Annotated in this window: 13 protein-coding genes; all 13 read right to left on the reverse strand. The window is 39.4% G+C overall.

The features are described 5' to 3' along the window. Nucleotides 1–147: 147 nt before the first annotated feature. Nucleotides 148–342 (reverse strand): hypothetical protein, encoded by a 195-nt coding sequence (locus IIC38_17175; GenBank protein MCH8127665.1) that lies wholly within the window; start codon nt 340–342, stop codon nt 148–150. 230 nt (nt 343–572) lie between these two features. After that, nucleotides 573–782, reverse strand: coding sequence for a hypothetical protein (locus tag IIC38_17180; protein MCH8127666.1), 210 nt, complete (start codon nt 780–782; stop codon nt 573–575). 192 nt (nt 783–974) lie between these two features. Next, nucleotides 975–2,279 (reverse strand): site-specific DNA-methyltransferase, encoded by a 1,305-nt coding sequence (locus IIC38_17185; GenBank protein ID MCH8127667.1) that lies wholly within the window; start codon nt 2,277–2,279, stop codon nt 975–977. Nucleotides 2,280–2,419: 140 nt separating this feature from the next. Further along, entirely contained in the window at nt 2,420–2,851 is a 432-nt protein-coding gene (locus IIC38_17190) for an archease (protein ID MCH8127668.1), read from the reverse strand. Nucleotides 2,852–2,855: 4 nt separating this feature from the next. Further along, nucleotides 2,856–3,005 (reverse strand): hypothetical protein, encoded by a 150-nt coding sequence (locus IIC38_17195; protein MCH8127669.1) that lies wholly within the window; start codon nt 3,003–3,005, stop codon nt 2,856–2,858. Beyond that, on the reverse strand, nt 2,995–4,203 hold the full coding sequence (locus IIC38_17200; protein MCH8127670.1) for a 2,3-bisphosphoglycerate-independent phosphoglycerate mutase: 1,209 nt from the start codon (nt 4,201–4,203) through the stop codon (nt 2,995–2,997). The genes IIC38_17195 and IIC38_17200 overlap by 11 nt, the downstream gene beginning before the upstream one ends. 27 nt (nt 4,204–4,230) lie before the next feature. Beyond that, a complete protein-coding gene (locus IIC38_17205) occupies nt 4,231–5,895 on the reverse strand; it encodes a hypothetical protein (protein MCH8127671.1) in 1,665 nt (554 codons plus the stop codon). A 16-nt stretch (nt 5,896–5,911) separates the two neighbouring features. Continuing rightward, nucleotides 5,912–7,126 (reverse strand): amidohydrolase, encoded by a 1,215-nt coding sequence (locus IIC38_17210; GenBank protein ID MCH8127672.1) that lies wholly within the window; start codon nt 7,124–7,126, stop codon nt 5,912–5,914. An 11-nt stretch (nt 7,127–7,137) separates the two neighbouring features. Further along, entirely contained in the window at nt 7,138–8,370 is a 1,233-nt protein-coding gene (hflX, locus tag IIC38_17215; protein ID MCH8127673.1) for a GTPase HflX, read from the reverse strand. Between the two features lie 69 nt (nt 8,371–8,439). Beyond that, nucleotides 8,440–10,560, reverse strand: coding sequence for a BatA domain-containing protein (locus IIC38_17220; protein ID MCH8127674.1), 2,121 nt, complete (start codon nt 10,558–10,560; stop codon nt 8,440–8,442). A gap of 153 nt (nt 10,561–10,713) precedes the next feature. Next, nucleotides 10,714–11,319 carry a D-sedoheptulose 7-phosphate isomerase gene (locus tag IIC38_17225; GenBank protein ID MCH8127675.1) on the reverse strand — a complete coding sequence of 202 codons (606 nt, stop codon included), beginning with the start codon at nt 11,317–11,319 and terminating at the stop codon, nt 10,714–10,716. After that, nucleotides 11,316–12,119 carry a hypothetical protein gene (locus IIC38_17230; GenBank protein ID MCH8127676.1) on the reverse strand — a complete coding sequence of 268 codons (804 nt, stop codon included), beginning with the start codon at nt 12,117–12,119 and terminating at the stop codon, nt 11,316–11,318. Before IIC38_17230 ends, IIC38_17225 begins: the two co-directional genes overlap by 4 nt. Before the next feature lie 48 nt (nt 12,120–12,167). Next, nucleotides 12,168–12,655 (reverse strand): geranylgeranylglyceryl phosphate synthase family protein (locus tag IIC38_17235; protein ID MCH8127677.1); only part of this gene is annotated, 488 nt, incomplete at its 5' end.

Genomic DNA, 12,655 nt, shown 5'->3' on the forward strand with positions numbered 1-12,655 from the left:
TTATTTTTTTTTGAATGGTTAGATGGATGTATATAATCAAAGCAAATATTTATATTTGTTAACTTTTAATTTTACAATAAGTTAACCTGCATTATTCATAAACCTTATCACTGTCATCCCGTCACACGAACGGGATCTATTTTGCAACTAATTTATACTTACAATTTTACTGTTTCTTTTTATGGAAATAGATCCCGTTGCCTTTTGATATTTTGGATTTTCCAAAATAAACGGAATGACTGATTCCGCTACTTCGTAAACTGCTTGATGAAATTCAATTTCTCCAGGATTCCTTTTTCTTAAACCTTCCATAAAGTGTTCTAACGACAAATCATCATACATAGTGTCCTCCCTTTTTGGTGTCCTCAGCTTTATACACTACTCATCTACCGCCTTCACCAAATTTTTGACAGAATTTTTATTTTATTGACTTCGTTTGGATATTATGTGAATTGAATCCGCCTTTTTTAAGGATTTCTCAAAGATATCGGGGATTTTATATTCCGGCACTAATAGTTATTATTTTTTTATAATCCATCCCATCCTCATTCAGATTTATTGAGCTATTCCAATCAGTAATTTAATAAATCCCTAACAGGATGCAAATTCTTTATGGAAATATAATAACATTTGTAACCGCCGGAGCCACCCATTTTCGAGCCAAAATCCCACAATGGGGCGCTGTCAACTTCCCGGGCTGTTGCAAAACCGCAAATCAATGCTGCTTTTCCCGGCACAATCTTATCCGCATCATGTGAATCCACATTGAGAATGATTTGCACATAAAATAGCGGTTTCCTTTTTTGACAATAATCCTGCCTCACCAGGAGATGCAGATTTTCTTTAAAGCGGGAATCTTGTTAATCAGGGAGTTAATAACATAAAAAACAATCTGTTATAAGCGTTTAAACGGTTTTAAAACAATGACTCATTCTCTTCATTTGTAAATCTTGTTAATCCTGTCTGAATTCTTCTTATTGTTTCTGAAAAAGCACAACCCGATTGGAATTTGTCCCTTTGGAATTGTTATCGATCCCCCAGATATTAGCGGTTTTTGTGAAATTCTGGCGATTAACTAAAATCCCTTCGCAGTTAAATCCTGCCGCAACGCCAATAGGTACGATATGCTCGTCTAATTTTATTTTGCCTTTGTTCACTTCGCCAACCTCAAAAGCGACCCAGCCATACGGTTTTGTAATCCTGAACAGTTCACTAAAAACCTGTCCCATTACACTATTCCAGTCCTCAACAGTTCTGGCCATCGTAATTTTCTTTGATACTTTCTCAACTTCGATATCATTAAACCAACTGCGCAACCAATTGTCATTCGCGTATTGCACAACATTCAAAAAGGGCGGCGAGGTAACCGTAAGTTGAACAGAATCAGAACGGATTTCGTTGGTATCCCTGGCATCGGTATTCAAAAAAACTGCCTGATCGCCAATGTTTTTCAGCTTCACTTTTATCTCCCGGGTCATTCCTTTCAGCAGGGTCCTGGTTTTCTTCAGGATCAACTTTTTCACATTACGGTATTCAGGTTTTTGCTTTCTTTTCTCATTGATCTTTTTTTGGTTTTGCGCATTCACAGCCTGATTTGGTGGCAACGTATACACAGAAAAAAAACCCGGAGAATGGCCAGTTAGGCGGTTGGTCGCAACCATACGAATCCACGCATCCGGAAGATCTTCCTGCTGATTTTTATTTTTTTCACAAAAGTAGTTGCGGAGTGAAATTAATTCGTTTTCTGTTTTCGGATGATAAAACATCGATAGATCGAAATTTGCAGTTGTTTCTTCCTGAAATGGAATTTCATTTAAACGATTTTCTATTGCCAAAATATCCGGAACAAAAAACCTTGGATAGGTTAATATCCTGCTTAAAGGATTCACATCGTTAGAAATTACATTTCTATCCAACAGTCCCGCTTCAAGAACAGTTGTACCTCTGCCGGAAAACGGATCATAAATCACATCTCCTTTTTGTGAAAGGGTCTCAATAAAAAATCGTGGCAACTGCGGTTTAAAACAAGCCCGATAGGCGATTTCGTGCAGGGAGGAAGCCTGCCGCTGCTTTGATGTCCAGAATTCATTAATAAATTGGGAATATTCTTCTCCATCAATCTTATTGGTTTCGACCCTGGTTTTTTTCTCATTGGAGATAAACAAATCTCCTTCACTGTTTTCATTAAAAATGAATGATGCCAGGTATTCTTTAAAATCAAGAGATTCTTCATTCCGCTTCGCTTCGTTCAGAATGACATTCTGTGGAATTTTATGCATTCTGCAACTATCTCTTAAGCCACGGGTTAATGACAAAAAAACAATATGTTATAACGGTTTCAAAACAATGGTCACGTTTCATTTATCATCTTTTAATTCTGTTAATTTTGTTAATCCTGTCTTAATGTTTTTAAATCAATTCATAAATCAAAAATCACTCTTGCAAACCAGCCGGAATCTCTCTGTTCAAAAATCAAATCATGATAGGTTACCGCTTTAATTTCACGGAATATTTTATGTTTATCTTTCGAAACAGGCTCTCCAAAGATATGTGCATTTAGAGAATTATCCTTTAATTTCTGAATTTCAAAGCGGCAAAAAAGCATTTCATCTAAAATAGAAATTAAGTTTAATTCACGCAGCCAATCGACCAATAAATCTTCTCTTGAACCGGATTGCAATTCAATGCTTTTTTGAAATTCAGGCTGAATGGTATTTAATTCTACGAGGATGGAAAACATCCCCAGCGCTGCCGTTTCTAATATTCCTTCCGGTGATTCACTCCAAACCTCTAACCCTGAATCGCCAGTGTGTTCGAGAAGTTCGAACCTGGATTTGATTTTATCTCCCATATTTCTATTCGGTTCTTCCGGCTTTAACTGTCATGTATGAGATTGCTTCGTCATCCCGACCAGTCGGAACTCCTCGTAATGACACCCCGGAGCAATTTTTGTTTTTTCTTTTATCTTTGTCACTTTGTGCCTTTGTGCCTTTTTTAAGCTCCAAATTTTTGCAGCCGATTCGCATGGGCAAGCACCAGACCCATCAGATGAACCGAAGGTTGTCGCCCAATTCCACCCTGGATACAACTGATTTCATCGAAATGTTCAACGGGGTCAATACGCGCCAAATTTGAGTTTATAAGAACCGGAACAGGATGCCAGCTATGTGTGCTCATTTTTGAGGGTGTCGAATGATCGCCGGTAACAACCAAAACATCGGGGTTTAGTTCTACAATTCGGGGGATCAGTTCATCCACTTCCTCTAGCACCTTAACCTTTCCATCAAAATCGCCATCTTCTCCACAGGCATCCGTATATTTGATGTGAATAAAAAAATAGTCATATTCATTGAATTTGTTTTCCAGCGCATCAATTTGGGTTTGTATACTCGGGGTCACCGGGTTCAGGTCCATGCCTATTAATCTCGAGATGCCCCGGTACATAGGATAATTAGCGATTGCCAGAGACTTTAGCTTAAATCTTTCCATCATCGACGGATATTTTTTATGTTTTGCAAATCCACGCAAAAGGACCATATTGGCCGGAGATTCATCAGCCAGGATCCCCCGGATTTGCGAAATGATATCCTTTAATAGCCCTGATGTAAAATCAGCTTCCGGAGAAAGGGCTTCCGGTTCCAGTGGCGGAACGCCGGTTTGTTGAGAATCGGTATCCTGGACAGAGTCATTCAAACCATCCCCGCGCAGAATCATTACTGCCCGGTGTTCTTTTTCAGGTAGAAAATTAAACTCATAGCCAGCCGGAACAACAACAGCAGATTCAATTTTATCACATAATCGTACGCCAATCCCGGAAGCAATTCTTCCGGCTCGCCTGTCAGTTACATTACCACTCCCATCGACAGTACAAAAATTTATTCGTGCCGCAAGATCCCGGTCTGTTAGTTCGAATCCAACACCGGATGCAGATAAAACCCCGCGACCCATGTTAAATTCAATCGGATCATAGCCAAACAAAGCAAAATGGGCAGGGCCACTGCCCGGTGTTACGCCAGGCAAAATAGGATCAAGCAAACCACAAATTGATTCTTTCGCCAACCGATCCAGGTTGGGGAGATTCGCAACTTGCATTTCAGTTCCTGGTTTACCATCAACTTTCAAACCACTGATTCCATCCAATATCAAAAAAACAATTTTGCTATCGCTTTGAATTGCCAATGGGTCTAAAATTGAATTGTCCATTAAAACTCCGAACAGGTTCTATGCTGATCAATCAATTCGATTGGGTGAATTCCAATAAAATTTTGTCAAGCCCTGGGGAGAGCCTATATACAGATAATCCTGATCAGGAAGAATTTTTTGTACAACCGGATCGAGAAGGCCATCGTCGGTTGTAAAATTCCTCCAATATTTGTCTATTAAATTGTGTTTATATAAACCGTTGTCGGTCCCTACCCAAATACTGTTTTTCGTTGCGGCAATATCATTAATCAGTGTTCCATCAAATACCTTTCGAGCAGGAGATCCTCTCCAAACCTTGTTTTTTACATCGTAAACTTCAATCGTGTTCAGGGTAGAAACCCATAAACTGTCTCCCAATTTGGCAATAGCTGTTATGGCGCCAACTCCGGGCCCCTCCACGCCACGATAAAATCCTTTCCCCCGGGTGGACTTATCATAATAAAATAGTCCCCAGTTGGTTCCGGCCCAAACAATGTTTTTATCAACTAGAATGTCAAACACCGACACTTCATCTTTGCCCGGGGTAATGGGAGAGATTGAAATTGAATCCATTTTTCCCCGGATATTGGTGATCCGATCCAGACCATCCCTGGATCCTACCCAAAGTGTAGAATCATCTCCTGCAATGGAATATATATTATTGTCCCTCAAATTATCAAAAACAGTATAGGTTCGCCAGCGATCTTTGTCTTTTTGATAGCGCACCAAACCATTTTCCGTTGCAAACCAGACAGATTCATTCGTTGAAGAAATATCCCTTATATTCATGTTACTAAAACGAGAAATGTACTTGGGTTCAAAATAGGACCAACGATCTCGTTTATATTCCCAAACACTTATTCCATTCATATTGGGATCTTGATTATTTCCCCCGATCCAAATATTTTTCTGATCCTTATATATAGCTTTAACATCCGGATTCAGCAAGCCAAATGGTTTGTGCTGCATATTGCCAGTGCGCGTATTACCGCTAAACATTCCAAGACCGTTCGTTCCGGCCCATAAAGTTTGCCAATTATCGATTACATAATAATTAAATCGAAAATCACGAAGATTGTTATCCTGAATAAAATATTCCACCGCATTATCGATGAACATCATTGAATTGTTCAAATTGTATTGTTGAAGCCGGATTGGAACAAATCCTTGCTTGCCAACCCAATTTATAAAATCTTCAGATGGCTTGTCTTCTGGAGATAGCACTAAAAATTGAGATGGACTTCTAAAATAATTGCCGGATTGTGTCTCAATCCATACATTTTGATTATCGAACCCAATGGATACCACCGGGTCTCCAAATGGCAACCCAACTTCATCCAGGTAGGAATTTTCCCACATTTTCGATTCTTGATGATAAACAGATATTGCCTCCTCAGTAGCGCACCAAAGTAAATTTGTTGAGATATCATAAGCAGCTACCAGCACATTGTTATCCGGTAAACCGTTGCTGATGGTGAACGGGAAAAGCCATTTTCGGGCATGGTAATCGTAGCGAAGAATTCCACCCTCGCTAGCTGCATAGACTAAAAATGGCGTCACTTGAATTGAGTTGATATACCGGCATTGGGTATAACTGATCCAATCGCCTTCTTCAAAACTGATATTTGTTCCCCGAATTCGTTGAGCTTCAGCCCTAAAAGGCAATAAGAAAAATAATAAGAAGAAAATAATAGTTTTATCTTTAAATTTCATTTTCATAACACTTGAACTATGCTTGATTTGCTAAATAATTATAAGCCAGGTAAGCCATAAATCCAGCCCCAATGGGTAAAGCATCTTCATCAATGTCGTAAGTTGACTGATGGAATACGGAAGTTATACCCTTTTCCTGATTTCCCGTTCCCAACCTAAAAAAGCATCCCGGCACTTCTTGTAGATAAAATGAGAAATCTTCCGCACCCATACTTGGTTTCTCAATATAGTGGCAATTGTTTTCGCCAATATATTGATGGGCCGATTGAAGCAAAAATTGGGTGACTTCTTCATCATTAATAACTGCCGGAGAACCATAACTCATCTTAAAATCATTTTCGGCATCATAGGCGGATGTGATTCCACCTACGATTCTACGCATCATTGCTTCTATATCTTGACTTAACCCAGGCTTAAATGTGCGAACCGTTCCCATCAACTCTACTTCTGTTGGAATCACGTTGGTTGTTTTGCCGCCGCACACTTTTCCAACCGTAACAACTACCTGGTCCTGCGGATCCACCATTCGACTTGAAATATTTTGTAAAGATAAAATCACATGAGCTGCGATTACAATTGGATCAATAGTCAAATGTGGTGTCGCTCCATGGCCACCCTTCCCTTTAATAGTAATGATAAATTCATTCGCTTCTGCCATCGTCGCACCATCTCGATAGCCTATTTCACCGACACCATACCTGGGATCCGAATGGACTCCAAAAATCACATCAACGTCCGGGTCTTTCAAAACACCGTTTCCCACCATGATGGAAGCACCACCCGGGTTTTTTTCTTCACCCGGTTGTAATATAATTTTGACACACCCTTTTAGTTGATCTTTAAGTTCAGACAATATCAATCCAGCGCCCAGAGCAACTGTGGCGTGGGAATCATGGCCGCATGCATGCATCACGCCCTTATTTTTTGATGCAAAAGATAATCCTGTTTGTTCCTTAATCGGCAACGCATCTATATCGCCGCGTAGTGCCACAACAGACCCTGGTTTGTTCCCTTGAATAATTCCAACTAAACCGGTTTCTGCATAATCTGTCCTGACCTCCATAGCAACCGGTTCCAACCATTTCTTTAGATAATTACTGGTTTCAAATTCCTTGTACGACAACTCCGGATTTTGATGGAGGTGACGTCTTATTTCCACCAGTTTTGGGGCGATTGCTCTACTTTTTTCTTTTATAAGGTTTAAAACGGATATTTGAGTGTTTTCAGCCATTTGATATTCTTTTAAATCTCGGTTACTTTCTCATCATATTTTTTTAATATGGTTTCCAATTTACTATCATTAATTTTAGATATTTTAAATTTGATATAAAAACCATCAGCACATGAATTCGTGTCCAGAATTGTCCCTAAAGTACTTATTGCGTTAAGTATATTAGATGTATTTGATTGAACCTTAATTTCTTTAATGAGAATATTCTTTTCATAAGCTTCACGAAGGGCTACGGTTAGGTCAGATAATAAATAACCCCGTGTTGCAGAAATGAAAATTGCGGGTTCATACTTTTCTCTTAAATAATCAATGTTACTTTTATTTTTGAGCAGATCGATTTTGTTGAAGACTGTAATTGTGGGTTTATCAGAAATATTTAATTCGCTGAGCACATGGTTTACAGATTGTACCTGGTCCTCAAATAAAGGATGGCTAATATCTACAATATGCAGCAATAAATCGGCGAAAATCGTTTCTTCCAATGTACTACGAAATGAAGCTACCAGGTTGTGCGGTAATTTTCGAATAAAACCAACCGTATCAATCAAAAGAATTCGAATCTCCGAGCCAATCTGAAACCCTCGAACCGTTGGATCAAGTGTAACAAACAAACGGTTCTCGGTAACTACTTCTGCGTTTGTTAGTGCATTTAAAATAGTAGATTTACCAGTGTTGGTATATCCGACAAGAGCCACCTTAAAAAGATCTTTCCTGTTTTGTCGTCGTGTACCTCGTTGCTGGGATATTTTTTTCAAATCCGCTTTTAAATTCGATATCCGCTTATCAATCAGCCGGCGATCTGTTTCTAACTGTGTTTCTCCCGGACCCCTTGTGCCAATACCCCCTTCCTGCCGGGAAAGGTGGCTCCAACGACGGGTTAACCGGGGTCGAAGATATTCTAATTGAGCAAGCTCTACTTGGGTTTTTGCTTCTCGGGTCTTTGCCCGCCTCGCGAAAATATCCAGAATTAACCCGCTTCTATCTATTACTTTTGCTTCTGTAATATTTTCCAGGTTTCGTACTTGAGCCGGAGTAAGATCATCATCGAAAACAACCAAATCCAATTTCAATTTCTTAACTTTCTCAGCCAGCTCTAAAGCTTTTCCTTTCCCGATAAAATATGCGGGATCGATTTTTTTCCGCTCCTGAATTATTCGATCGACTACCTCGGCCCCGGCGGTATTAACCAACAAACTTAGTTCATCCAGATAGTCATTTACTTCCCATTCTTTTTGAATGGGCATTTTTACGGTTACTAAAATCGCCAGTTCTGTACCGTTTTGCCAATTGTCAACTTGATGAGTCAAAGCCAGTTATTCATTCTCCTTCACTAACTTTTTAATGCCGGGAATATTTGATAGGAGGTCTTCCCGCGATAATAACATTTCACAAATCATGAACACGATTGCTAGTATAAAAAACCACTTAGTAAATTCACTACCAAACCTGTTTTTTTTAATCTGTTCTCCAAAAGCCCCACTAACAGATAGCGCCATAGATTGCCCTGCTAATATATCATCCAGGTCTTTAAGTGAAATCCTTTCGAAACCTGACTCTTTAGTATCGACGTTCACAGCCCATTGTTTGATCACAGTAGTGCCTTTTAGTAACTTATAAATTCCAGGAATTTTTGTATTGGTATAGCGGATCTGAAGAGAAATACCAGTTTGCTTCGGTGTAACCTTTTCTTCCACACCATCAGGCCTCAGAATCGAATAAGACGCTTCAGGATCATAGAGTTCACTTTGAAGTTCTTCGCCAACCATCGATGTAGAAGCTTGTTGCTGATTTTGTGATGCCAAATAAATTACACTCCGGTAAATCAATGGTGGAAAAATAGACTTATAGACCATGTTATTCCATTCGGGATCCAACCCTGATGTAAACAAAAAGATAGTTCCTTTTTCGATATTTGAAACATGGAGAAACGGAGAGTTATCATTGTATTTGATTACATCGGCTCCACCTGATTGAGAATCGAGATTTAGCCGAAAGTAAAACTGCGGCGAATCCAATTTATCAATTTTCCCGCGGAACACATTTGAAAATATCGGGTGCTTGAAATCTATTGATCCCCAGCCAATGTAAGATTCAACTTTTCCCAGGGTTCCCGTACTGCCTCGAAATACCGGAGCTCCAAGGGGAGTTAGAAATCTCTCATTTAGGCCTCGAATATCGGTTTGGCCGCCAGGAAAAAAGATCATATGTCCGCCACCGTGAACATATTGGATGAGTCTGGCAATATCACTTTCAGATAAAATGGATTGATCCGCCATAATTACAACCGGGAATTGAGAAAGGGGAATATCCAAATTCTGCAGTTGATTCACACGTTTAAAAACGAATAACCGGTTTTGTTCGGGTTTGGGTGCAAGAGCAAGTTTCAGATAATCCAAATCTTCTTGATCGCCAAGCAAAAGTATGGAGATCTTCTTATGAAGATAAAAAGTAAAATATCCCCGGTTGTCTTCCAGAAGCGGATCGTCTTCCAGTTCCACCATGCCAGAAATAAAGCCAGTTTCTTTTAATGTTAGGTTAAAAGAAATATTTTCGCTTCTGCTTTTTGGAATACTCAACGTATTTTGCCCCACTCTATTTTCCATTAAAAAAGCATGTACCATCAAGTCTTCCAGGTCGCCATTGCCAAAATTACCGATGTCTGCAATAACAGCAACAGGCCTGCTTAATTCAATGATCTGCTCTTGTAATTCTACTTTTATAAGGCCGGCATTACGATCCTCTACATCACTCAAATCAATCGTGAAATAGCGTACCCCGGATACTTCAAGTGAGGTTTCTTTCAGGTCTTCAAGCTGCCATGAACTTTTTTGAAAATCCGAAAGAATATACATTTCTTTATTCGGAAAAATTGACTTGTCCAAGTAAGCTGCGGCTTGATTAACGGTTTGGAACATATTCCCATAAAGCATACTTGCCGAAGAATTTTTAAGTAAATTTATTATGGCATCCGGAGTTTCAAAAGTTTGTTGGGAAGACAAGTCTCCAACCGGACAAGGTACAAAAAGACTTATTTGATCTCCATGGTTCAATTGCTTCAAGATATTGCTTACGGATTTTACAGCCGAACTATAACGAGTACCGGCAGGGCCCTCCCAACGCATACTTAATGAATTGTCCAGTACTATTGCCGCAGCAGTTCGAACATTTGCTTTCCCCAGGAAAAAACTACTCGATCGTATTGTTGGTCTTGCCATTGCCATAACTGCCATTGCGATAACCAAGGCTCTAAGGAGTAAAAGGATGATCTGTCTAAGCTTCAGACGGCTCATCTGTTTTTTCTGCAATTCTTTAAGGAAAAAAATGGTGCTAAATGGTACTCGTGTGGCTTTGCGCCGGTTAAACAAATGGATAAGGATTGGCAGGCTTACCGCAAACAATCCATATAAAAAATAACTTTGTAAAAAGGAAAACATTTATATTTCTAGATAGTTGTGGTTCATCCTATTAATAACACAGTTATAATCAATTAAAATATTCAGACAAGATTAACAGGATGTCCAGGATTTAATAATCGACAAATGAAGTATAATTGTTGACATTTTTTTAAAGCGTATTAAGTATATCATTCAAATACTAATTTCCTCTTTGCTTTGTTCAACTAACTCTTTCTCAACCAGGCCGCAAAAAATATGGCCTATGGTTATTTGAGCTTCCTGAATTCGTTGAGCATTTGAAGATGGCACTGTTAATCCATAATCTACCATGTTAATAATTTTACCCCCACCCATCCCGGAAAAAGCCACAGTTTGCATTTTTCGGGACTTTGCCGTTTGCACTGCTTTTAATACATTTTCCGAATTTCCGCTGGTTGTGATTGCTATTAATACATCGCCTGGTTTGCCTAAAGCCTCGATTTGCCGGGAAAATATGAATTCAAATCCCCTGTCATTTGATTGAGCTGTGATTAGTGAAGTATCTGTCGTTAAGGCAAGAGCCGCAATCGCCGGCCTATTTAATTCCAAACGACACACCATTTCCGTTGCTAAATGTTGAGCATCAGCCGCACTGCCGCCATTTCCACAAAACAGGATTTTACCGCCACATTTCAGGGATTGAATGGCTATGTTTGCGATCTCTGCAATTAAAGAAGAAAGCTTTTCAGCAACACGGATTTTAACTTCTGAACTTTCTCTAAGTTCGGAACGGATGGATTCAAGATGGGAGTGGTTCATGGTTCACGTATTAGACCAAATTTCCGTTTCAGCGCTTGCCACCGCCTGGAGCCGTTGTTTCGTTCTTCAAATGCAATGGGCTCGGATTTGATTAACTCATCACCTAGAATGGCACGAATAGGATTCATTTCAAACAAAACTTCGGCTTTACTTAGTCCATATTGACTTGAAACTAAATTATATGCTTTTTTTAAAGATATGGAACGTGATCGAATATCATGGCCATCGGAAGCAACGAAATGAACCAAATCATGTTCAAGAAGTTCCTGAGCGCATTTTTTTACGGAATCTCCAAAAATGCCCAGTAGACTACCGGCATTTACCTGCAAGCTGGCACCCATCTGGACAAATCGATAAGCATATTTAGGATTTTTTATGATCGGCAGCAATCGTTCCGGATGGGCGAGTATGGGCAGAATTCCATTCATGGTCCAATCAAAAATTTTCTTGGGCACAAATTCCGGAATGGCGCGCATGCCAAATTCCACCAGAACATATTTACCATTATTATTAAAAGTGGTAAAGGCCTTGTTCAGCTCAGTATCCGGATGTAGAAAAATTTCACCGCCTAAATAAATTTTAAGCTTTCTACCATCTTTTTTAACGATATCCTTTACTTGCTTAAATTTTTCAAGGATCTCCTCTTCTCTATCAAAGTCAGCGGGACTTAAAATATGGGAAGTCAGAATTATTTCAGTAGTCCCGTCTTTTTCTGCTAATGCCAGCATTCTCCTGGTATCATCTATTGATCTTGGACCATCATCAAATTCGGGAAGAAGATGAGTATGAATATCTATCATTTAAAATTTAGCTTCCAAGCTTTAATGTTTCATAGAATATTTTATTAATCACAAATGAATGGCTTCGGCACATTCTTGTATGAATGTCTCAGATAAATTATTTTCCATCGCATTTCCAATCACAACAAAATCTGCGCCGGCATCAACCTTTGCGCGTGCCTCTTTAGCTGATCGGATACCGCCACCAACAACAAGAGGGATGTTGATTTGCTCTGATATCTTACAAATCATATCATCGGGAATAGAGAACTTTGCTCCGCTGCCACCTTCCAGGTAAACTAATTTCATCCCGATATATTCCGCAGCTAATGCATGCGCTACTGCTATTTCGCTTTTATCACGGGGAATAGGCCTGGATCCGGAAAGAAATTCAACCGTTGTGATATTCCCGGATTCCACCTGCATATACCCTGTTGATATTGCTTCCAGGTTGATTGATCGGATAATAGGCGCAGCGATTACTTGTTCTCCAATAAGATAATTGGGATTCCTGCTGCTGATAAAATTCAAAAACAAAATAGCATCAGCTGCTGCAG

This window comes from candidate division KSB1 bacterium (assembly GCA_022566355.1).
Taxonomy (GTDB): domain Bacteria; phylum Zhuqueibacterota; class JdFR-76; order JdFR-76; family DREG01; genus JADFJB01.